The sequence below is a fragment of the Streptomyces sp. NPDC057445 genome (assembly GCF_042802855.1).
Taxonomy (GTDB): domain Bacteria; phylum Actinomycetota; class Actinomycetes; order Streptomycetales; family Streptomycetaceae; genus Streptomyces.
The window spans coordinates 1,026,025-1,046,847 of the sequence record NZ_JBHVDH010000001.1 but is presented as its reverse complement, the minus strand read 5'-3'; the positions used below and the strand labels follow the sequence as shown (position 1 = coordinate 1,046,847).

Here is a 20,823-nt window from a genome sequence, read left to right as displayed (position 1 = left end):
GAGCGGCCGTTTCGCGTGGTCGTCGAGGCCGTGACCGGAATTGAACCGGTGTACATCGCTTTGCAGGCGATTCCCTGAGCCACTCGGGCACACGGCCGTGTCTGTCGTGCGTGTCGTGCGTGTCGTGCCTGTTCTGTCCTACGCGTCGAACGTAGGGCCCGGAGTGAAGCCGCTCAAGGGCCGCGCCGAGGCTGCAATGCGACTGCCATACGCCGTTCACGGGCGGCAACGGGGTTCACGGGCATTCACGGATGTTCACGGCGCGCCACAGGCCGGCGGACCCTGGTCGTAGGGCCAAGGACCGACCCGGACCCCGTCCCGCGACAGGGGCGATCGGCGAACATGCCCCTTACCCTGGGCCCATGACAGCCCTCAGATCGCGCCGCACCGACGGCGGCGGTGCCGTCGAAGTCGACGATGCGCCCGGCGGTGTACTCGGGCGCGAGCACCGCGCCCTCAGTATCGGCATCGTCTCCGTCGTGCTGCTGATCGCGTTCGAGGCGACCGCCGTCGGTACGGCCATGCCGGTCGCCGCACGGGAGCTGCGCGGGGTCGAGCTGTACGCGTTCGCGTTCTCCGCGTACTTCACGACCAGCCTCTTCGGGATGGTGGTGTCGGGGCAGTGGGCCGACCGCCGGGGGCCGCTGGGGGCGCTCACCGCCGGGATCGGGGCGTTCGCGGCCGGGCTGGTGCTGGCGGGTACCGCCGGGGCGATGTGGCTGTTCATCGTCGGGCGGGCCGTGCAGGGGCTCGGCGGCGGGCTGGTGATCGTCGCGCTGTACGTCGTCGTCAGCCGCGCCTACCCGGAGCGGCTGCGGCCGACCATCATGGCCGCGTTCGCCGCGAGCTGGGTGGTGCCGTCCGTGGTCGGGCCGCTCGCGGCCGGGACGGTGACCGAGCAGCTCGGCTGGCGCTGGGTGTTCACCGGCATCCCGGTGCTGGTCGTCGTGCCACTGGCGCTCGCCCTGCCCGCGATACGGCGGACGGCGTCGGGGCCGGTCGACCCCGAGGCGCCCGCCACGGCCTTCGACACCCGGCGTATCCGGCTCGCGCTGGCGATATCGCTGGGCGCCGGACTGCTGCAGTTCGCCGGCCAGGATCTGCGCTGGCTGTCACTGATCCCGGCCCTTGCGGGCGCGGCGCTGCTGGCACCCGCCGTGCGCGGGCTGCTGCCGCGCGGCACGTACCGGGCGGCGCGGGGGCTGCCGTCGGTCGTCCTGCTGCGCGGCGTCGCGGCCGGCTCCTTCATCGCAGCGGAGTCGTTCGTACCGTTGATGCTCGTCACCCAGCGGGGGCTGTCGCCGACGCTCGCCGGACTTTCGCTCGCGCTCGGCGGGGCGACCTGGGCGCTCGGTTCGTACGTCCAGTCCCGGCCGCCCGTGGAGCCGTACCGCGAACGGCTCACCGCCGTCGGCATGGTGCTCGTCGCGACGGCGATCGCCACCGCGCCGACCGTACTGATCCCGTCCGTGCCGGTGTGGATCGTGGCCGCGGCCTGGGGCTGGGGCTGCTTCGGGATGGGACTGGTGATCAGCTCCACGAGCGTGCTGCTGCTGCACCTGTCGGCACCGGAGGAGGCCGGTACGAACTCGGCCGCGCTCCAGATCTCCGACGGGCTGTCCAATGTGCTGCTGCTCGCGTCGGGCGGCGCCGCGTTCGCGGCGCTGGGGGGAGGCGCGGTGGGCGGTGGCATGAGCGGCCACGCCGTTTCCGCCGCGGGCGGCTCCCACCCGGCGGCCTTCGCCGCCGTCTTCCTGCCGATGGCGGGTGTGGCGCTCGTAGGAGCGTGGGTGGCGACGCGCCTGCGGGTGCCCGCCGGCTCGTAAACCCGGTGTGCCGGAGGCGTGCTGGTCGCTACGTTCAGTCCATGCACCACCCGAACGCGTACGAGAACGTCTACGAACAGGCAGCTGCGCTGCTGCACGCGATCGCCACCAACCATCCTTTCGTCGACGGCAACAAGCACACCGCGTGGCCGGCCACCGCCACCTTCCTCGCCCTCAACGGCGTCGATCTTGCCGATGCCGACCAGGACCGTGCGTACGACCTGGTCGTCGCCGTCGCGAGCGGCGAGAGCGACGCGGTCGGTGCCGTCGGAGAGGTCCTGGGAACCCTGTGACGCCTGTCGCACTCCGCCGGAACCCGGCCTCGTCCGGCCCGGACCGCGGCCGGGCCACCGATAAGGTGGCCCGGTTGTCGTACCTAACGCCCTAGCCGAGAGCCCGCCCGTCACCCGCCGCCGCCCTGCCTGAGGCTGCGCGCGGCCCATTGGTTCAAACCGGAGATCGTGACTACTACCGCCTCCCACCATCTCTCACCCGCCTTCCCCGGCCGCGCCCCCTGGGGCACGGCCGGCAAGCTGCGCGCATGGCAGCAGGCCGCCATGGAGAAGTACATCCAGGAGCAGCCGCGCGACTTCCTCGCCGTGGCGACCCCCGGCGCCGGTAAGACGACCTTCGCGCTGACTCTCGCGTCCTGGCTGCTGCACCATCACGTGGTCCAGCAGGTCACCGTCGTCGCGCCGACCGAGCACCTGAAGAAGCAGTGGGCGGCCGCGGCCGCGCGGATAGGCATCAAGCTGGACCCCGAGTACAGCGCGGGCCCGCTGAGCAAGGAGTACGACGGCGTCGCCGTCACCTACGCCGGTGTCGGCGTACGCCCGATGCTGCACCGCAATCGCAGCGAGCAGCGCAAGACCCTCGTCATCCTCGACGAGATCCACCACGCCGGCGACTCGAAGTCGTGGGGCGAGGCGTGCCTGGAGGCGTTCGAGCCGGCGACGCGCCGTCTCGCGCTCACCGGTACGCCCTTCAGGTCCGACACGAACCCCATCCCCTTCGTCATGTACGAGGAAGGCAACGACGGGATCCGGCGGTCCGCCGCCGACTACACCTACGGGTACGGCAACGCGCTCGGCGACGGAGTCGTCCGGCCCGTCATCTTCCTCTCCTACAGCGGCAACATGCGCTGGCGCACCAAGGCGGGCGACGAGATCGCCGCCCGTCTCGGTGAGCCGATGACCAAGGACGCGATCTCACAGGCCTGGCGCACGGCGCTCGACCCGCGCGGCGAGTGGATGCCGAACGTCCTGCGTGCCGCCGACCGTCGGCTGACCGAGGTGAGGAAGGGGATCCCGGACGCCGGCGGTCTCGTCATCGCCTCCGACCAGGACTCGGCGCGCGCGTACGCCAAGCTCATCCGCGAGATCACCGGAGCGAAGCCGACCGTCGTGCTCTCGGACGACACGGGCGCGTCGAAGCGGATCGACGAGTTCAGCGACGGCGACGACCGCTGGATGGTCGCCGTCCGCATGGTGTCGGAAGGCGTCGACGTGCCCCGCCTGGCGGTGGGCGTCTACGCCACGACGATCTCGACGCCGCTGTTCTTCGCACAGGCCGTCGGCCGATTCGTACGGTCCCGGCGGCGCGGCGAGACCGCGTCCGTCTTCCTGCCCACCATCCCCATGCTGCTCGGCTTCGCCAACGAGATGGAGGTCGAGCGCGACCATGTGCTCGACCGGCCGAAGAAGGACGGGGAAGAGGACCCCTACGCCGAGTCCGAGAAGGAGATGGACGAGGCGAACAAGCAGGAGGACGAGGACACCGGCGAGCAGGACATGCTGCCCTTCGAGGCGCTGGAGTCCGACGCGGTCTTCGACCGTGTGATGTACAACGGCGCCGAGTTCGGCATGCAGGCCCACCCGGGGAGCGAGGAGGAGCAGGACTACCTCGGCATCCCCGGGCTGCTGGAGCCGGACCAGGTGCAACTGCTGCTGCAGAAGCGGCAGGCGCGGCAGATCGCGCACAGCAGGAAGAAGCCGGACGCGGAGGCGGACCTGGTGGAACTGCCGGCCGAACGAAGGCCGGTCGTCTCCCACAAGGAGCTGCTGGAGCTGCGGAAGCAGCTGAACACCATGGTGGGTGCGTACGTCCATCAGAGCGGCAAGCCGCACGGGGTGATCCACACCGAGCTGCGGCGGGTGTGCGGAGGGCCGCCGAGCGCGGAGGCGACGGCGGGGCAGATCCGGGAGCGGATCAAGAAGGTACAGGAGTGGGCGACGCGGATGCGGTGATGCCCGGCGCTTCGGGGCGCTGATGCGGTGACGTCCGCCGGACCGCGAGCGGGCTCACTGGCTTCGGTTCTCACGGCCTTCAGGCTCTGGACGGGTTCCGGGCTCTGGCGGGTTGCGGCTCTGACGGGTTCCGGGCTGTCCATGGGCTTTCGGGCTCTGACGGGTTCCCGGCTCTGTACGGGCTTCCGGGCTCCGACGGGTTCCGGGGCCTCCCGGCCCTCCCGGCCCTCCCGGCCCTCCCGGCCCTCCCGGCCCTCCCGGCTACGGAACGGCCGGGGCTTCGGGCTCACCGGTCCTCCTGTTCCGGTCTCCGGGAGGACTCTCTGGTTCCGGTCTCCTGAACGACCGGGCGGCTTTCACCCGACGCCGAAAGCCGGGTACCGCGCGGATCGGCCACAGACCTCCGAGACCGGTCGGGCGGCCCCGGCAGGCCGACGGGCCCGCAACCGGGCTTCGGGAATGTCGCCACCATCGCCGAACGAACGTCCGAGTCGTCCCGTCCCGGGTCCCCCCAAGGGGTGTGAAAGCGGCCCCGGCGCCCGGATTCTGGACGAGGTCTTCCGCTGAGCGGAGTCGATCGCTACATTTCCCCGCATTGACAACGCCCCGTGGCAGCGCCGCCGCGGAGCGCAGCCGGTGTGCCAGGACCTGCCGGCGGCCTCTGGGTGCGTGCGGTCGCTCCGGGGGACCGGTGCCGCAGCACAGCCCGCGAGAGCGTCGCCGACACTCACTCCCGAAGGAGAGGGCGTCGTGACCGCGGAAACTTCCCAGACGCTCGACAGAGGACTGCGCGTCCTCAAGCTGCTCGCCGACACCGATCACGGCCTGACCGTCACCGAGTTGTCCAACCGGCTCGGCGTCAACAGGACCGTCGTCTACCGCCTGCTCGCCACGCTGGAACAGCACGCGCTCGTCCGCCGGGACCTGGGCGGCCGGGCCCGGGTGGGGCTCGGCGTGCTGCGCCTCGGCCGCCAGGTGCACCCTCTCGTCCGCGAGGCGGCGCTGCCCGCGCTGCGCTCGCTCGCCGAGGACATCGGAGCCACGGCTCATCTGACCCTGGTCGACGGGGCCGAAGCACTGGCCGTCGCGGTCGTCGAGCCGACCTGGACCGACTACCACGTCGCGTACCGGGCCGGGTTCCGCCACCCTCTGGACCGCGGCGCCGCCGGCAAGGCCATCCTCGCCGCCCGCCAAGGCGGCCTCACCGAGCCCTCGTACACGCTCACCCACGGCGAACTCGAGGCAGGCGCGAGCGGCGCCGCCGCCCCGCTGATCGGGGTGACGGGCATAGAGGGGAGTGTGGGCGTCGTGATGCTCGCCGACTCCGTCCCTGAGCGGGTGGGCCCGCGCGTGGTGGACGCCGCCCGCGAGGTGGCGGACGCGCTGCGGTGATACGTACGGCAGGCGCGGCGTCGAGTCGACAGGGCCCTGTTCCCCTCGCCGCGCGATGCCTGCGGCCCACGCAGCCCCGGCCCGCAGCCCCAGCCCCCGGCCCGGCCCTCGGCGCCGAGGCGCAGCGGGCGGACCGCTAGATTGACTCCGTGTTCCTCTCACGTCTCTCGCGCCCCTGGGCTCTGGTCGTAAGCGCCACTCCCGTCGTCGCACTGCTCGCGGTCGCCGGGCTGGCGCCGCTGCCGTTCGCCCTGGCCCAGCCGGGGCAGACCACGAATGTGCTGGGGTCGGACAACGGGAAGCCGGTGATCACGATTTCCGGCGCCCCCACGCGGAAGACGGCGGGGGAGCTGCGCATGACGACGATCATGGCGACCGGGCCCTCCGTGGATGTGGACCTGGGCGATGTGGTGGACGCCTGGTTCCGTACGGACCGCGCGGTGCTGCCGCACGACTCGGTCTACCCGTCGGGGAAGTCGGACAAGGAGATCGAGAAGCACAACGTCGCCGAGATGGAGAAGTCCCAGGACAGCGCGGTCGAGGCCGCTCTGGGTCATCTCGACAGGAGTCCGAGGACCGTGAAGGTCACCCTGAGCCTGGCCGATGTCGGCGGACCGAGCGCGGGGCTGCTCTTCTCGCTCGGCATCATCGACAAGCTCGAGGGCGACGGCGCGGGGGGCGACCTCACCGGCGGCCGCAACATCGCGGGCACGGGAACGATCACCGCTGAGGGCAAGGTCGGCGCCGTTGGCGGGGTGGCCCTGAAGACACAGGCGGCGGCCCGCGACGGGGCGACCGTCTTCCTCGTTCCCAAGGACGAGTGCGCGGACGCCAAGGCCGAACTCCCCAAGGAGATGCGGCTGATCCCGGTGACCACGCTGGACGAAGCCGTGCACGCGCTCCGCGCCCTGGACGGGGACGAGAGCAAGGTCCCCACCTGCTGAGGCAGTTTCTCCGCGCGTGACCTCAACGCTGTCGGGCTCGCGGTCGCCGGCGAGGTGACGGTCGTCCAGGCCTCGCTCCTGCGCGCCGGCGCCGGCCGTCAGGCCGCCGCGGTACGCGGCCGGGGCGCGGCGACCAGACGCAGGCCGAGCGAGACCAGCGCCCAGCCCAGCTGGGCTCGCAGGACGGCCCGGCGCGGTGCGACCGACCGGGGCCGCGTGGTGGTCGCTTCCCGGTGCAGTTCCCTGGCGCGCAGTTCGTGCAGATGCAGGTGGATGTCGCTGTGCATGACCTGGTCCCTTCGATCGGTTGGGTCGGCTCGCTCGGGGCCCGTCGGTCCGTTCGGGGCCCGTCGGTCCGTTCGGTTCAGTCGGTCTTCTGGGGAAACGCGTGCAGATGGAGCCGTACGCGCTCAGCGCCCTCCGCGGGCTCGACCTCGCGATAGCTGTCGACGAGCGCATGGAGCCTCTCGCCCAGCTCCCGTAGCTGGGCGGGGGACAGGCGGAGGGTGAAGTCGCTCATGTCCGCGCTCTTCGGCCACTCGTCCGGCCAGTCGCCCATCGTGCCCACCCAGGTCGAGAGCTCCTGGGTGTGCATCGAGGCGACTTCGTGCAGCAGGACGCTCATGGCGCCGCGTGTCTCGGGATCGGGGTCCATGTAGAGCGACTCGTCGATATATGTGCCCTGCTGGGCGGCCTTCCACCAGCGCTCCCTGCCTTTGCCGAGCTCCGGATCGTCCACCACGAAGCCGTGCGCGGCGAGCTGGCGCAGGTGGTAGCTCGTGGCTCCGCTGGACTCGCCGAGTCGCTCCGCGAGCTGGGAGGCGGTGGCCGGGCCGTTGCGCCGCAAGACGGTCAGCAGCCGCATCCGCAGGGGATGGGCCAGCCCGCGCAGCGACCGGGGATCGAGCGTGCGGGTCGGAAACTCTGCGGGCTCGGGCTCGAGCCCTTCCTCTGATTCGGGCATGGCTCGACAGTAGAGTTGCAAAGAACATGTTGCAAGTACTTCTTTGCAAGGAGTTCTTTGTGTCCGGCCTCCGGGTGTCTACAGGCCCGCGTCCGCCGCCGCCTGTTCCACCAGCGGGATGATCCGCAGCCGTACGGGGTTCTCCATCACGATGGCCGTCGAGGCCCTGACGATTCCCTCGAAGCCGACCACCCGGTCGATCACCCGCTGGAGATCCGCGTTGGAGCGGGCGACGAGCCGGCAGAGCATGTCGCCGTGGCCTGTGGTCGTGTGCAGTTCCAGCACCTCGGGGACGGTGGCGAGATGTGCCCGCACATCGGCGCCCTGGCCCTGCTTGATCTCCAGCGTCGCGAACGCGGTGACCGGGTAGCCGAGGGCCGCCGGGTCGACGTCCGGACCGAAGCCCCGGATGACCCCGCTCGACTGGAGCCGGTCCAGGCGCGCCTGGACCGTGCCGCGTGCGACGCCCAGACGGCGTGACGCCTCCAGAACGCCGATCCGGGGTTCGCGCGCGAGGAGCACGATGAGCCTGCCGTCCAGATGATCGATCGCCACGACCGGCCTCCCGATGGTCATCCTGTACAGATCGCCCGAACATATCGGGCAGCGTCTGGACAGGTTGCCCAGCCGATAGACAAACTATTGCGCAGCTTGTGGATCGGGGGGAGTCTGCCGCCATGACTGAGATCCAGGAGCAGACCCCTCACACCGCTCGGCAGGCCGACCCCTTCCCGGTGAAGGGAATGGACGCGGTCGTCTTCGCCGTCGGCAACGCCAAGCAGGCAGCGCACTACTACTCGACGGCCTTCGGCATGAAGCTCGTCGCGTACTCGGGACCGGAGACCGGCAGCCGTGAGACGGCCTCGTACGTCCTGACGAACGGCGCCGCGCGCTTCGTCCTCACCTCCGTCATCAAGCCGTCCAGCGACTGGGGCCGCTTCCTGGCCGACCACGTCGCCGAGCACGGCGACGGGGTCATCGACCTCGCCATCGAGGTGCCGGACGCCCGCGCGGCGTACGCGTACGCCGTCGAGCACGGCGCCCGCGGCATCGAGGAGCCGTACGACATCAAGGACGAGCACGGGACCGTGGTGCTCGCCGCCATCGCCACGTACGGCAACACCCGCCACACCCTTGTCGACCGGTCCGGTTACGACGGCCCCTACCTGCCCGGGTTCGCCGCCGCCGACCCGGTCGTCGAGCCCCCCGCGAAGCGCACCTTCCAGGCCATCGACCACTGCGTGGGCAACGTCGAGCTCGGCAGGATGAACGAGTGGGTGGCCTTCTACAACAAGGTCATGGGCTTCACGAACATGAAGGAGTTCGTGGGCGACGACATCGCGACCGAGTACTCGGCGCTGATGTCGAAGGTCGTCGCGGACGGCACGCTCAAGGTGAAGTTCCCGATCAACGAGCCCGCGATCGCGAAGAAGAAGTCGCAGATCGACGAGTACCTGGAGTTCTACGGCGGCGCGGGTGTGCAGCACATCGCGCTCGCGACGAACGACATCGTGGAGACGGTGCGCACGATGCGCGCGGCCGGCGTCCAGTTCCTGGACACGCCCGACTCCTACTACGACACGCTGGGCGAGTGGGTCGGTGACACCCGGGTGCCGATCGAGACCCTGCGGGAGCTGAAGATCCTCGCCGACCGCGACGAGGACGGCTATCTGCTGCAGATCTTCACCAAGCCGGTCCAGGACCGTCCGACCGTCTTCTTCGAACTGATCGAACGCCACGGCTCGATGGGCTTCGGCAAGGGCAACTTCAAGGCCCTGTTCGAGGCGATCGAGCGCGAGCAGGCCAAGCGCGGCAACCTGTAGCGCGGGCGCCGGTCTCCAGCGCCGGTCTCCGGCAGCAGATACCGGTGGCCAGGAGCCAGGAGCCAGGAGCCAGGAGCCAGGAGCCAGGAGCCAGGAGCCAGGAGCCGGTCGCGGCACCGGCCGGGCGGAACCCTCCGCCCGGCCGGTGCTCAGCCCGCCGGGCTCGCCGGGCTCGCCGGGCTCGCCGGGCTCGTCGGCGGTCCCGGCTCCGGCGCCCGGCTCCCGCCCTCCGGACCGTGTCCGTCCTGGCCGGCATCCGCCGGTCCGCGCTGATCCCGGTTCCCGTTCTCCGGTGGGCGCACGTCCTGACCCTGGTCCTGCGGTCCGCGGCGGCCTCCGCCCTCGTCCTGCGGCCCACGCCCGGCATCCCCTCCGCCCCCGACCGGGTTCTCGTTCCGGCGGCCCTCCTCCCCGCTCCTGGCGTCCCGCGAGGACGGCGAGGCCGAGGCCGAGGCCGAGGGCGAGGGTGTGATCTCCTCGGGCTCGTCCGGTTCGCTCAACGGCGGCCGGCCCGTGACGTCGTCGGGCGGGCTCCCCAACGGCGCCTCACCCAGTTCGGCGAGGGCCTTCTCCGCGGGCTTCACCAGCAGGGGCGAGAAGTACGGGTTGATGCGCAGGGCCTCCGCCAGATGCCGGCGCGCCGGGCCGCCGAAGCCGAGCGCACGCTCGATCTTGCCCTGGTGGTACGAGAACAGGGCGTTGCGCATCCCCACCGACGCCACCCTCTTCGCGTACACCAGCCCCTCGTCCGACCGCCCCGCCCGGTGCAGCGCCCACCCCAGCGCGTCCGCGACGTACACGTTCCGCCGTCCGCGCTCCCACTCCTGCGTCAGCCGCCGCACCGCCGCCTGGGCGTCACCGTGGTCCGCCTCGTAGCGCGCGAGCACCAGTTCCTCGCTCACCCCGAACTCCCGCGCCAGCGTCGCCCTGGTACGGACGAGTTCGTACTGCGTGCGTGCGTCCCCGTCCAGGCCCAGCGACTCGTAGAGCTCGCCGGCCTCCAGCGCGTACTCCGGCAGCGGCAGCACCTCCAGCGCGTCCTCGTAGTCCCGCATCGCCTCGTCCTTGCGCCCCAGCGCCGCCAGCGCCCGCGCACGGCCCGCCAGCGACGGATGGTGCCCGGGGTCGAGCCGCAGCGCCGTGTCGTAGTACCCGACGGCGTCGGCGGGCTCCCCCTGCTCCCACGCGAGCTCACCGAGACGGTGCAGGGCCACGGCCCTCTCCGCCTTGCTGCCCACCCGTGTCGTCGCTTCGTACGCCTTCGCCGCCGCGTCCTCGCGCAGCCCGTGGTCGCGGTTCACCAGCGCGGCCCGCCCCAGCGTCGGCGCGGTGCCGGGACGGAGCTTCTGCAGCATGTCCAGCGACCGCGCCGCCGCCTTGTAGTCGCCGAGACCGCTGTACGCGTCGATCAGGACCGGATAGGCGGTCCAGCGCTTCGGGGTGCGCGCCCGTACGCCCTCCGCCCAGCGCTTCGCCGACGCGTAGTCCCGCCGCGCGTTGGCCAGCGCCGCCATCCCCAGCTCGGCCTCCGCGTTCCCCTTCCCGGCAGGCAGTACGGCCAGCGAACGCCTGAGCGCCTTCTCCGCCTTCGGGTAGTCCGCCCACCCGCCGACCAGTGCCGCCCGCTCCACGTACGCGGAGCCGAGCTGGGCCCACGCCGCCTCGTCGGCCGGGCGGGACCGTACCCATCTCTCGCGGTTCGCGATCAGCGCGGACAGATCGTTCAGCGACGCGGGCGCCCCGGCACCCGCCGCGAGCATCGCGCGGGCGGCGGGCCCGGAAGCGGGCGCGGGAGCGTCCTCGCCCGGGCCGAGGACCAGGACTCCGGCGACCAGTCCCGCGGCGACCAGTGTGCCGATCGCGGCATTCCTGACGTGTGGCGAGTATCGCGTCTTCATGGCGATCACTGTGCGCCGACATCCAGCCAATACGAAGAACACACCCGGTGCGGCCAACCGGATGGCAGCCGGGTTCACACCGATGGCCCCCGGTGCCAGTCTGGGATCATGGACGATCTCCTCTCCCGGCTCGTTTCCGGGTTGCGTGCGGGCCTCCCCGCAGAAGCCCTGATCACCGACCCGGACATCACGGCCTCGTACGCCAATGACATGGCGAGCTTCTGCGACGCGGGCACCCCGGCCGTCGTCGTACTGCCGCGCACCGTCGAGCAGGTCCAGCACGTGATGCGCACCGCGACCGAGCTGCGTGTCCCGGTCGTCCCACAGGGCGCCCGCACCGGACTGTCCGGCGCCGCCAATGCCTCCGACGGCTGCATCGTTCTCTCCCTGGTCAAGATGGACCGGATCCTGGAGATCAGCCCCGTCGACCGGATCGCCGTCGTCGAGCCGGGCGTCGTCAACGCCACGCTCAGCCGCGCGGTGGGCGAGCACGGCCTGTACTACCCGCCGGATCCCTCCAGCTGGGAGATGTGCACCATCGGCGGCAACATCGGCACCGCCTCCGGTGGGCTGTGCTGCGTCAAGTACGGCGTCACCGCGGAGTACGTCCTCGGCCTCGACGTCGTCCTCGCCGACGGCCGCCTGCTCAGCACCGGCCGCCGCACCGCCAAGGGCGTCGCCGGATACGACCTCACCCGGCTCTTCGTCGGCTCCGAAGGCAGCCTCGGCATCGTCGTGAAAGCGGTCCTCGCCCTCAAACCGCAGCCGCCCCAGCAGCTCGTCCTCGCCGCCGAGTTCCCCTCGGCGAGAGCCGCGTGCGACGCGGTCTGCGCGATCATGGAGCGCGGTCACACGCCGTCGCTCCTCGAGCTCATGGACCGTACGACCATCCACGCCGTCAACAGGATGGCCCAGATGGGCCTCCCCGACTCCACCGAGGCGCTGCTGCTCGCCGCCTTCGACACCCCCGACCCGGCCGCCGATCTCGCCGCCGTCGGCGAGCTGTGCACGGCCGCCGGAGCCACCCAGGTGGTGCCCGCGGAGGACGCTGCCGAGTCCGAGCTGCTGCTCCAGGCCCGCCGGCTCTCACTCACGGCCCTGGAGACCGTCAAGTCGGCGACGATGATCGACGACGTCTGCGTACCCCGTTCCCAGCTCGCCGCGATGCTCGACGGCACGGCGGCCGTCGCGGAGAAGTACGACCTCACGATCGGCGTCTGCGCCCACGCGGGCGACGGCAACACCCACCCCGTCGTGTGCTTCGACCACACCGACCCCGACGAATCGCGGCGCGCCCGCGAGTCGTTCGACGAGATCATGGCGCTCGGGCTGGCGCTCGGCGGCACGATCACCGGCGAACACGGCGTGGGCGTACTGAAGAAGGAGTGGCTCGCACGGGAACTCGGGCCGGTCGGCATCGAGTTGCAGCGCGGGATCAAGCAGACCTTCGACCCGCTGGGCATCCTCAATCCGGGCAAGATCTTCTGAGGCTTTCGCCCTGTCGTTGCAGGCCTGCCGCTCGGGCCTGCCGCTCGGGTCTGCGCTCCGGGCGGCCCCCGGCCGTCCCCGCGAGGACCAGGACCACGGACCTGGTCCTCATGCCCGATGGTCCCGGACACGGCCCGCGTTCTAGCGTGGAAGTACGTCGACGAAGGAGGAGCCGTGCCCGCTCGTCTTGACCACACCATCGTCCACAGCCGCGACCGTTTCGCCGGCGCCCGCTTCCTCACCGGCCTGATCGACGCACCCGACCCCAAGCCCTTCGGCCCCTTCGCCAGCGTCCCCCTCGCCAACGGGGTCACGCTCGACTACCTCGACGAGCAGGCGGACGCGGACGTCGTCTCCCAGCATCTGGCGTTCCTCGTCTCCGACGAGGAGTTCGACGAGATCTTCGGCCGGATAAAGGAGCGGGAACTCCCCTACTGGGCCGACCCCAGGCACGCCGAGCCACAGCGGATCAACCACCACTTCGGCGGCCGCGGGGTGTACATCGACGACCCCGACGGCCACTCCATCGAGTTCATCACCCACACCTACGTGTAGCCGGTTCCACCGCGAGGCAGCCCCCGCCCGCGCTTCGGGGCCGTCCGTCGAAGTTGCCGTACCGAGGAAGGCGATGCGACGCGGAGGGAGGGGAGCGCCCTCGCCGATGTGAACCCCTGTTACCGGGGTCGGCAGTTCACCGACGGGCAGTGGCCCTCCCCAGCACAGCACGCAGGGTGACGGGCCGCGCCCGGGTGCCGCCGGCCGTCGCCCACCGGCAGCAGGGCACCGCCATCGCCTGCCGGGGCACGGCCTACGCCTCCCGGTCCCACGCCTCGCCGTCCTGCGGCTCGTCCGCGGGTCTCGGGGACTCCCCGCCGAACGCGGGGGACGGGTCCCGCAGCTTCAGGTCGTCGGTGCGGGCCGGGGCGGGGGCCGGTGAGAGGAGTTCGGCGAGCTCGTCGTCGAACGCGATCTGTCCGGCCTCGCTTCCCGGCGGCGCGGCCCGCAGCGTCAGCTCCAGCCAGGCGGAGAGCTGCGCGGCGGACGCCTCGAGCAGGGCCTCCCCGTCCGGCGACGTCAGGGCGAGCAGCACGACGCTGCGTCCCTCCACCTTGGTCGGCCATATGCGGACGTCCCCGTTCCCGCACGGCCTGAAGACTCCCTCGACCAGCAGCTCACGGGCGAAGGTCCAGTGCACGGGGTGCTCCGAGCCGATGTGGAAGGTGATGTGCACGGCGTACGGATCGGCCGTGCGGTAGGTCAGCCGGGCGGGAACCGGGACGCTCCGCTCCGGCGACAGGACCATGTTGAGCTCCAGCTCGCGTTCCACCACGGTGTCCATGAGAGTGCGACTTCCTTTCCTGGTACGAGGCCCGGGCGCGGGCCACGCAGGGAGAGAGCGCCTTCCCCGCCGACTATTACGCGACTTCCGTCACCAACTTCTCAGTCGGTTCGGGCATAGTTGCGGTGGTGAGGCACAGCGTTACCGGAAAGTGGGCCTTATGGCAGGACTGGCCCAGGGTCGCGCGGCGGTCTGATAGATGTGGACCCTGATTCGATGCCCTCCAGGCCCTCCAGGAGATACGGGACCACGGTGATGAGCGCCCCAACCCCGGCAACCGGCGACGGAAGTCCCGCGGCTGGTTTCTATCCAGATCCGTCCATCCCCGGATATGTCCGGTACTGGAACGGCGCGGCGTGGGTGCCGGGTACGAGCCGGCCGGCGCCCAGGGACGGCGAGTCCCTGCCCGCCCCGCCGTCGGCCGTGTCGGCCTATCCCACGGCGCCGCACACGCCCTCGGTGGAGGAGACCGGCCCCGTCTTCCTGGACGAGGACCCGGAGACGACGGCGGGCAGCGGCCACGGGCCCGCCTCGGCCTGGCATGCGGACACCTCCCAGCAGTCGGGTTTCGGCGGCGACCGTGACCACCGCGTCTCGTGGGGCTCGACGCCCCAGGACCCACGTGCGGGCGGTGCCGGTGCGGACGGCCTCGCGGCGTCGGCGGGGCTGCCGTCCGCGCCGGCCCCGGCCGAGAGCTGGGGTGCCGCCACCGGCCGGGACGCGCGCTCCCCGGGAGCGCCCGCGGCAGCCGGGTCCGGTGCCGATCCTCGTGCCGCTTCCGGTGTCCGTTTCGACCGTGCGCCCGGCCCGTCTGCCGACGGTGACGACGGAGCCGGCGGGGCTGCCCCGGCGGACCCCACGGGCGGTGCGCTGCCAGGAGTGCGCAGCGTGGGCGGTCCTGACCCGGTGCCCGAGGGAAGGGCCACGAGCCGCGCCCAGCAGCCGACGGGCAGCACCGCGCCCGCCGAGGGGACGATGACGATCCGTCCGCCCGACCCGCAGCAGCCCCTGGCACCGCAACCGTCCGAGAGCCTGCAGCAGGCCCGGCCCCAGGCGCAGTACATGCAGCCGCAGGCGCCGCCTGCCCAGCCCCAGGTGCCCGCACAGCAGCAGACACCGTTGAGCGCCGGGGTCGGGGGCGGTGCGGCGTCCTGGGCGCAGCAGGTCCACCAGCTCGCCCAGGTGCAGGCGCAGGCCGAGGCCGAGCGACGGCCGGTCGTTCCCTGGAAGCCGCCGGTCGACGACCCGTTCCTGCAGGCCGCTCAGGCGCAGGCGGCGGCCCGGCCCGCCTCGCTCGGGAAGCGGTTCGCGGCGCGGCTGATCGACACGCTCGTGCTGGGCGCCGTCGCCGGAGCGGTGTCGTTCCCGTTCATCTCCACGGCGCTGACGCACATCGACGAGAAGATCGAGGCGGCGAAGCTGTCCGGCGAGACCGTCACTGTCTGGCTGCTCGACGGGACGACGGCCACGCAGTTCGGTATCGCACTGGCCGTACTGCTCCTGCTCGGCGTGCTGTACGAAGCGCTGCCGACCTCCAGATGGGGCCATACGCTCGGCAAGAAGCTGATGGGTCTCGAGGTGCGGGACATCGAGTCGTTCGAGCCCCCGGCGTTCGGGGCGGCGCTGCGTCGCTGGCTGGTGCACGGAGTGCTGGGCGTGCTGGTCATCGGCGTCGTGAACGTGCTGTGGTGTCTGTTCGACCGGCCGTGGCGGCAGTGCTGGCACGACAAGGTGGCGCACACCTTCGTCGCCGGGTGACGCGGCTGACGCTCTGTCAGCCCTCTGGCCCCGCGGGTCCCCCGAACGGCGGGTGAACCGTTGCGGGGCCCGGCCGGGCGCGGTGCACTGCCCCCATGAGCAACGATCAGCCGCCCGGCCAGCCACCCGAGGACGACCCGTTCCGCAAGAGGCCGCAAGAGCCCACGCCCCCGCCCGGTGGATCCCCGCCGCCCGGTGGACCCCCGCCAGGAGGCCACGCGCCGGGTGGGCCTCCGCCCGGTGAGGGCCCCTACGGCGCGCCGCCCCCCGGCTCCCCGTACGGAGGCGCCGGCGGCACGCCCCCGCCGTACGACGGCGGCGCCTACGGCGGCGATCCGTACGGCGCGGGTGATCCCCTCCACGGCATGCCCCCGCTCGCCGATCCCGCCAGGCGCGTCCTCGCCCGTGTCATCGACTGGCTGATCGTCCTCATCCCGCTCGCGCTCATCGGCATCCCGTTCGGGATCTACCGCGGGGTCGGGTCGGACGACTTCGACGACTGGGTCACCGACGTCAACAACGGCGCACAGTGGGTGTTCCAGATCATCTCGATCCTGGCGTACGTCCTCTACGACACCCTGCTGGTGAGGCGGGACGGCCAGACCGTCGGTATGAAGCTGCTGAAGCTGCGCGTCGCGATGCTCAGCGACGGGAGCACTCCGGACACCGGCTCCTCGCTGATGCGGGCCGCGGTGCTCTGGCTGCCGCAGCTGATCTGCTGCCCCTGCCTCTGGCCGCTCATCCTGCTGATCATGATCCTGGTGGACAAGCCGTACAGGCAGGGCCTGCACGACAAGGCCGCCAAGACGGTGGTGGTGTCAACGGCGCAGTGAGTGCTCGCCCATGCGCGGCGCGGCTCCCGTACGCGCGTGGGCGACGGGCACCCGGGTGACGGTGTCCGAAGCGGCCGGGGCATCACCGGTGACGGCGGCGGCGCGGTTCGTACGGACCGTGCGCGCCGCCTTCGCCCTGGCCGGCAGCGGGACGGTCACGGCGACCAGCAGACCCAGGGCGAGCGCGGCCATCCCGATGACGGAGACGCCGATGCCCGTGGTCGTGCGGGAGAGCAGAAGCATGGCGACGGTCGAGATGACGACGGTGGCCGAACCGTAGGCGAGCTGTGCGGCAGTCGGACGCGGCATGGCGGTTTCCGTCCCTCGGGGCATCAATTCGGTGGTGAGTCGCAACGGGTCGCACTGTCTCGCGACTCTACGACGGTGGATGCCCGAGAGGAACCGGTAGTAAGCGTGACCTAACCCACGGTACTGGTGCATGGGGGGCGCATGGAGTCATCCGTTCCGGGGAGTGGACGGTTCGGTGCGCCTGTCGGCGTTTCGGGAGGGGCCAATAGGGTTTTCCCTTGACTCTGCGCACCCATGTGTCCGAATACCGGAAACTCGCTACTGCATAGTGTAGTTGGCCTGTCCAAGTCAAGGGCTGTCTTTTCTTCCTCAACTCCGGTCGAATGTCGTCACTTGTGACGCGCAGGCGCGCGCGGATCCACCCCACATCCTTGGTTCCGTGTTGACGCGGGCGCGGGGGAGGACACCTCAAGTGACCAGCAGACGACGGGCGATCAGAGCGTCCGCGGTGTTCGTGGCGCTCGCCGCGACCGGCGCGACGGCATCTGCCTTCACCATGGCCCAGGCCGACAACCACAGCACGGCCGGCGTCGAGCGACACGACCCGGCGCCGGGCGCGGTCCCCGGCAAGGGCGGCGAGAAGGCCCATGTCGAACACGACCTCGAGGGGCCGTTCAGCAAGCAGCAGGACCAGCAGCGCCAGGCGGCGCTGGAGCAGGTCATATCCGGCGACGCGACCGTGCAGAAGCGCGGCGCGTCGAACGTCGTCAAGCTCGACAACAAGAAGTACGTCGAGCTCGGCCGCGAGAAGACCGACAAGATCTTCACGATCCTCGTGGAGTTCGGCGACAAGGTCGACGACACCACGATGTTCGACCCGGACGGCACCGGCCCGAAGCCGGCCGTCAAGAAGTACGGCGGCACGCCGGGCCCGCTGCACAACAAGATCGCCCAGCCCGACCGCAAGGTCGACAACTCCACTGCCTGGCAGAAGGACTACAACAAGAAGCACTTCCAGGACCTGTACTTCGGCAAGGGCAAGGACAAGAAGGGGAACCCCAAGCACTCGCTGAAGACCTACTACGAGCGGACCTCGTCCGGCCGCTACTCGGTCGACGGCACCGTCTCCGACTGGGTCAAGGTCGACTACAACGAGGCCCGGTACGGCTCCAACTACTGCGGCCAGTCCAACTGCAACAACGTGTGGGACGCGGTCAAGGACGGCGTCATCGCCTGGACCGCCGACCAGAAGGCCAAGGGCCAGACCGACGCGCAGATCAAGGCGACGCTGTCCCAGTACGACCAGTGGGACCGCTACGACTTCGACGCCGACGGCAACTTCAACGAGGCCGACGGCTACATCGACCACTTCCAGATCGTCCACGCGGGCGAGGACGAGTCCGCGGGCGGCGGCGCAGAGGGCCCCAACGCCCTGTGGGCGCACCGCTGGTACGCGTACGGCACCGACGCCGGCAAGACCGGCCCGGCGAACAACAAGGCCGGCGGTACGCAGATCGGCAACTCCGGCATCTGGGTCGGCGACTACACCATGCAGCCGGAGAACGGCGGCCTCGGTGTCTTCGCCCACGAGTACGGCCACGACCTGGGCCTGCCCGACCACTACGACACCTCCGGCGGCGGCGAGAACTCGACCGGCTTCTGGTCCCTGATGTCGTCCGGCTCCTGGCTCGGCACCGGCCAGGACTCCATCGGCGACATGCCCGGCGACATGAACGCCTGGGACAAGCTGCAGCTGGGCTGGCTCAACTACACCAAGGGCAAGGCGGCGACGAAGTCCACCCACAAGCTGGGTGTGGCCGAGTACAACACCAAGAACCCGCAGGCCCTCGTCGTCGAGCTGCCGAAGAAGAAGGTCACCACCACCATCGTGAAGCCCGCAGAGGGCTCCAAGCAGTGGTGGAGCAACATGGGTGACGACCTCAAGAACACCCTCACGCGCTCCGTCGACCTCACCGGCAAGTCGAAGGCGTCCCTCGAGCTCTCGGGCTGGTGGGACATCGAGGCCGACTACGACTTCCTCTACGCCGAGGTCTCGACGGACGGCGGCGCCACCTGGACCGCCGTCGACGGCACCGCCGACGGCACGGCGATCCCGCGTGACGCGAGCGACGCCCCGGCGCTGACCGGAGCCTCAGAGGGCAACAAGAAGCTCGTCTACTCGCTGGACGCCTACGCGGGCAAGAAGGTCGACGTCCGCTTCCGCTACCAGACCGACGGCGGCGCGGGCGGCAAGGGCTTCACGGCCGACGCGATCACCGTCAACGCCGACGGCGCCCCGCTGTTCTCGGACAACGCCGAGGGTGACGACAACGGCTGGACCGCGAAGGGCTTCTCCCGTATCGGTGAGTCCTTCACCAACGAGTACGAGCAGTACTACCTGGCCGAGAACCGTCAGTACGTCTCGTACGACCGGACCCTGAAGGTCGGCCCGTACAACTTCGGCTTCAAGGCGCCGAAGGACGGCTGGGTGGAGCACTACCCGTACCAGAACGGTCTGCTGATCTGGCTCTGGGACACCTCCCAGAAGGACAACAACACCAGCCAGCACCCCGGCACCGGTCTGGTCCTCCCGATCGACGCCAACGCCCAGCCGCTGAAGTGGGGCGACGGCACGCTGATGCGCAGCCGGATCCAGGCGTTCGACTCGACCTTCAGCACCTACCCGTCGGACACCGTCACGCTGCACAAGGCGGACGCGGCGCGGCGGATCGGTTCGCACGCGGGCAACCCGGTCTTCGACGACCGCAAGGGCGTCTACTGGTACAAGGAGAACCCGACCGCCGGTGTCCAGGTTGCTGACACCAACACGCGGATCTCGATCGTCAAGGAGCCCAAGAGCGGCCAGACGATCACCGTGAAGGTCGGCCCCTCGACGAAGTAATCTGCATCGTCGCAGGTCAAAGCATGATCGGCCGTCGCCCTCTAGCGGGCGGCGGCCGATCGTGTTTAGGTGCGTCTGACCGAAGTTCTTATTGACAGTGAGCACGGGGGAGTGTGGGGCATGCCCGGCGGAGGCTTCTGCAAGCTGCCAGGAGGCAGTGTGGTGGTCGCGATAGGCCTGCCGAGTCCGGTGGGCGACGGCAGCACGGTGCGTGTCCTGGTCCACGCGGCGAATCGCGCCCGCGCCCTGACCAGGCTGCGGAACCTCGGACTGCGCGCGGTCTACCTGCGGGGGAACGCCGAGCCGCCGACGCCGGACGAGATCACGGCCGTGCTGCACCATCCGGACGGCCTGCTGTGGCGCACCCACGACGAACGGACCCAGGAGCTCTGGCACCCGATACGGGCGCTGCTGCGCCCGGCGAGCGGCGCGTAGGCGGACGCCGGAGGGCGGGCCCTGCGCGGGGGCGTCACACCACCGGCTTGCCGGACAGCTCCACGCCCGCCTGCCGCATCTCCTCCAGTGCACGCTCCGTCGTCTCCTCGGCGACTCCGGCCGTGAGGTCGAGCAGCACATGGGTGCGGAAGCCCTCGCGGACCGCGTCGAGCGCGGTCAGGCGGACGCAGTGGTCGGTGGCGATACCGACGACGTCGACCTCGCTGACCTTGTGGGCGCGCAGCCACTCGGCGAGCGTCGAGCCGTTCTCGTCGGCTCCCTCGAAGCCGCTGTACGCCGCCTCGTACGCACCCTTGTCGAAGACCGCGTCGATCGCCCCGCTCGCGACCGCCGGGGCGAAGTTCGGGTGGAAGCCCACGCCCTCCGTGCCGGCGACGCAGTGGGCGGGCCAGCTGTCCACGTAGTCGGGGTCCTCCGAGAAGTGGTCGCCCGGGTCGACATGGTGATCGCGCGAGGCGACCACATGGCGGTAGCCGGCCGTGGCCTGGCCGATCAGGTCCGTGATGGCGGCGGCGACATCCGCGCCCCCCGTCACCGCGAGGCTGCCCCCCTCGCAGAAGTCGTTCTGAACGTCCACGACGATCAATGCGCGGTGCATGGCGGGTGTCCTTCGGTGGTGGGGGGCGTGTGGATGGAACGCGGTCCGGCGGCAATGTTCTGAGGGTAGAGACTCCAACCGCCTTGCGGGAGGGGGCATTTGCCTGC

At 70.9% G+C, this 20,823-nt stretch carries 19 protein-coding genes and 1 tRNA gene; 12 read left to right on the top strand and 8 right to left on the bottom strand.

Annotation, left to right across the window (positions count from 1 at the left end):
• Nucleotides 1-25: 25 nt before the first annotated feature.
• Nucleotides 26-97 (bottom strand) — tRNA-Cys (locus tag ACFU5O_RS04640).
• A 265-nt stretch (nt 98-362) separates the two neighbouring features.
• Between ACFU5O_RS04640 and ACFU5O_RS04635 the strand changes: the two genes are divergently transcribed.
• The 5 genes from ACFU5O_RS04635 to ACFU5O_RS04615 all read left to right on the top strand — a co-directional run bounded on the left by ACFU5O_RS04635 (nt 363) and on the right by ACFU5O_RS04615 (nt 6,408).
• Complete coding sequence (locus ACFU5O_RS04635; protein ID WP_384236228.1) at nt 363-1,826, top strand: MFS transporter; 1,464 nt, start codon at nt 363-365, stop codon at nt 1,824-1,826.
• 41 nt (nt 1,827-1,867) lie between these two features.
• Nucleotides 1,868-2,119: a type II toxin-antitoxin system death-on-curing family toxin gene (locus ACFU5O_RS04630; RefSeq protein ID WP_384236227.1), complete on the top strand. Its 252-nt coding sequence runs from the start codon at nt 1,868-1,870 to the stop codon at nt 2,117-2,119.
• 168 nt (nt 2,120-2,287) lie between these two features.
• Complete coding sequence (locus ACFU5O_RS04625; protein ID WP_384236224.1) at nt 2,288-4,072, top strand: DEAD/DEAH box helicase; 1,785 nt, start codon at nt 2,288-2,290, stop codon at nt 4,070-4,072.
• A 750-nt stretch (nt 4,073-4,822) separates the two neighbouring features.
• Complete coding sequence (locus ACFU5O_RS04620; protein ID WP_384236221.1) at nt 4,823-5,464, top strand: IclR family transcriptional regulator; 642 nt, start codon at nt 4,823-4,825, stop codon at nt 5,462-5,464.
• A gap of 149 nt (nt 5,465-5,613) precedes the next feature.
• Entirely contained in the window at nt 5,614-6,408 is a 795-nt protein-coding gene (locus tag ACFU5O_RS04615) for a PDZ domain-containing protein (protein ID WP_384236218.1), read from the top strand.
• Nucleotides 6,409-6,506: 98 nt separating this feature from the next.
• Here the strand turns inward: ACFU5O_RS04615 and ACFU5O_RS04610 are convergent, their stop codons facing one another.
• The 3 genes from ACFU5O_RS04610 to ACFU5O_RS04600 all read right to left on the bottom strand — a co-directional run bounded on the left by ACFU5O_RS04610 (nt 6,507) and on the right by ACFU5O_RS04600 (nt 7,927).
• Entirely contained in the window at nt 6,507-6,695 is a 189-nt protein-coding gene (locus ACFU5O_RS04610; protein ID WP_384236215.1) for a hypothetical protein, read from the bottom strand.
• Between the two features lie 77 nt (nt 6,696-6,772).
• Nucleotides 6,773-7,372 carry a helix-turn-helix domain-containing protein gene (locus ACFU5O_RS04605; RefSeq protein ID WP_384236212.1) on the bottom strand — a complete coding sequence of 200 codons (600 nt, stop codon included), beginning with the start codon at nt 7,370-7,372 and terminating at the stop codon, nt 6,773-6,775.
• A 78-nt stretch (nt 7,373-7,450) separates the two neighbouring features.
• Nucleotides 7,451-7,927, bottom strand: coding sequence for an Lrp/AsnC family transcriptional regulator (locus ACFU5O_RS04600; RefSeq protein ID WP_384236209.1), 477 nt, complete (start codon nt 7,925-7,927; stop codon nt 7,451-7,453).
• Between the two features lie 122 nt (nt 7,928-8,049).
• Between ACFU5O_RS04600 and hppD the strand changes: the two genes are divergently transcribed.
• Nucleotides 8,050-9,195, top strand: a complete 1,146-nt coding sequence (hppD, locus tag ACFU5O_RS04595; RefSeq protein ID WP_384236206.1) for a 4-hydroxyphenylpyruvate dioxygenase — start codon at nt 8,050-8,052, stop codon at nt 9,193-9,195.
• Between the two features lie 149 nt (nt 9,196-9,344).
• Here hppD and ACFU5O_RS04590 read toward each other — a convergent pair whose 3' ends face one another.
• Nucleotides 9,345-11,093: a tetratricopeptide repeat protein gene (locus ACFU5O_RS04590; protein ID WP_384236203.1), complete on the bottom strand. Its 1,749-nt coding sequence runs from the start codon at nt 11,091-11,093 to the stop codon at nt 9,345-9,347.
• A gap of 108 nt (nt 11,094-11,201) precedes the next feature.
• On the opposite strand from ACFU5O_RS04590, the gene ACFU5O_RS04585 reads away from it, so the two are divergent.
• Together ACFU5O_RS04585 and ACFU5O_RS04580 are read left to right on the top strand one after the other, a co-directional pair.
• The gene (locus ACFU5O_RS04585) at nt 11,202-12,581 is read left to right on the top strand and encodes an FAD-binding oxidoreductase (protein WP_384236200.1); all 1,380 of its coding nucleotides are present in this window, start codon (nt 11,202-11,204) and stop codon (nt 12,579-12,581) included.
• 174 nt (nt 12,582-12,755) lie between these two features.
• Nucleotides 12,756-13,136: a VOC family protein gene (locus tag ACFU5O_RS04580; protein ID WP_384236197.1), complete on the top strand. Its 381-nt coding sequence runs from the start codon at nt 12,756-12,758 to the stop codon at nt 13,134-13,136.
• Between the two features lie 253 nt (nt 13,137-13,389).
• On the opposite strand, the gene ACFU5O_RS04575 is transcribed toward ACFU5O_RS04580, so the two are convergent.
• Nucleotides 13,390-13,920, bottom strand: coding sequence for an SsgA family sporulation/cell division regulator (locus tag ACFU5O_RS04575; protein ID WP_384236195.1), 531 nt, complete (start codon nt 13,918-13,920; stop codon nt 13,390-13,392).
• Nucleotides 13,921-14,175: 255 nt separating this feature from the next.
• Here ACFU5O_RS04575 and ACFU5O_RS04570 point away from each other — a divergent pair, with 255 nt between their 5' ends.
• Together ACFU5O_RS04570 and ACFU5O_RS04565 are read left to right on the top strand one after the other, a co-directional pair.
• Nucleotides 14,176-15,678: an RDD family protein gene (locus ACFU5O_RS04570; protein ID WP_384236192.1), complete on the top strand. Its 1,503-nt coding sequence runs from the start codon at nt 14,176-14,178 to the stop codon at nt 15,676-15,678.
• Nucleotides 15,679-15,773: 95 nt separating this feature from the next.
• Nucleotides 15,774-16,511, top strand: a complete 738-nt coding sequence (locus tag ACFU5O_RS04565; protein ID WP_384236189.1) for an RDD family protein — start codon at nt 15,774-15,776, stop codon at nt 16,509-16,511.
• On the opposite strand, the gene ACFU5O_RS04560 is transcribed toward ACFU5O_RS04565, so the two are convergent.
• The gene (locus ACFU5O_RS04560; protein WP_384236187.1) at nt 16,497-16,820 is read right to left on the bottom strand and encodes a hypothetical protein; all 324 of its coding nucleotides are present in this window, start codon (nt 16,818-16,820) and stop codon (nt 16,497-16,499) included. The genes ACFU5O_RS04565 and ACFU5O_RS04560 overlap by 15 nt on opposite strands.
• Nucleotides 16,821-17,232: 412 nt before the next feature.
• On the opposite strand from ACFU5O_RS04560, the gene ACFU5O_RS04555 reads away from it, so the two are divergent.
• Nucleotides 17,233-19,662 (top strand): immune inhibitor A domain-containing protein, encoded by a 2,430-nt coding sequence (locus tag ACFU5O_RS04555; protein ID WP_384236184.1) that lies wholly within the window; start codon nt 17,233-17,235, stop codon nt 19,660-19,662.
• 120 nt (nt 19,663-19,782) lie between these two features.
• Nucleotides 19,783-20,097 (top strand): hypothetical protein, encoded by a 315-nt coding sequence (locus ACFU5O_RS04550; RefSeq protein ID WP_384236181.1) that lies wholly within the window; start codon nt 19,783-19,785, stop codon nt 20,095-20,097.
• Nucleotides 20,098-20,131: 34 nt separating this feature from the next.
• On the opposite strand, the gene ACFU5O_RS04545 is transcribed toward ACFU5O_RS04550, so the two are convergent.
• A complete protein-coding gene (locus ACFU5O_RS04545; RefSeq protein ID WP_384236179.1) occupies nt 20,132-20,716 on the bottom strand; it encodes a nicotinamidase in 585 nt (194 codons plus the stop codon).
• Nucleotides 20,717-20,823 lie beyond the last annotated feature (107 nt).

Coding starts and splice junctions, on each gene's coding strand:
- ACFU5O_RS04635 (WP_384236228.1), top strand. CDS start 363: ATGACAGCCCTCAGATCGCGCCGCACCGACGGCGGCGGTGCCGTCGAA.
- ACFU5O_RS04630 (WP_384236227.1), top strand. CDS start 1,868: ATGCACCACCCGAACGCGTACGAGAACGTCTACGAACAGGCAGCTGCG.
- ACFU5O_RS04610 (WP_384236215.1), bottom strand. CDS start 6,695: ATGCACAGCGACATCCACCTGCATCTGCACGAACTGCGCGCCAGGGAA.
- ACFU5O_RS04605 (WP_384236212.1), bottom strand. CDS start 7,372: ATGCCCGAATCAGAGGAAGGGCTCGAGCCCGAGCCCGCAGAGTTTCCG.
- hppD (WP_384236206.1), top strand. CDS start 8,050: ATGACTGAGATCCAGGAGCAGACCCCTCACACCGCTCGGCAGGCCGAC.
- ACFU5O_RS04590 (WP_384236203.1), bottom strand. CDS start 11,093: ATGAAGACGCGATACTCGCCACACGTCAGGAATGCCGCGATCGGCACA.
- ACFU5O_RS04585 (WP_384236200.1), top strand. CDS start 11,202: ATGGACGATCTCCTCTCCCGGCTCGTTTCCGGGTTGCGTGCGGGCCTC.
- ACFU5O_RS04575 (WP_384236195.1), bottom strand. CDS start 13,920: ATGGACACCGTGGTGGAACGCGAGCTGGAGCTCAACATGGTCCTGTCG.
- ACFU5O_RS04570 (WP_384236192.1), top strand. CDS start 14,176: ATGAGCGCCCCAACCCCGGCAACCGGCGACGGAAGTCCCGCGGCTGGT.
- ACFU5O_RS04565 (WP_384236189.1), top strand. CDS start 15,774: ATGAGCAACGATCAGCCGCCCGGCCAGCCACCCGAGGACGACCCGTTC.
- ACFU5O_RS04560 (WP_384236187.1), bottom strand. CDS start 16,820: ATGCCGCGTCCGACTGCCGCACAGCTCGCCTACGGTTCGGCCACCGTC.
- ACFU5O_RS04550 (WP_384236181.1), top strand. CDS start 19,783: ATGCCCGGCGGAGGCTTCTGCAAGCTGCCAGGAGGCAGTGTGGTGGTC.
- ACFU5O_RS04545 (WP_384236179.1), bottom strand. CDS start 20,716: ATGCACCGCGCATTGATCGTCGTGGACGTTCAGAACGACTTCTGCGAG.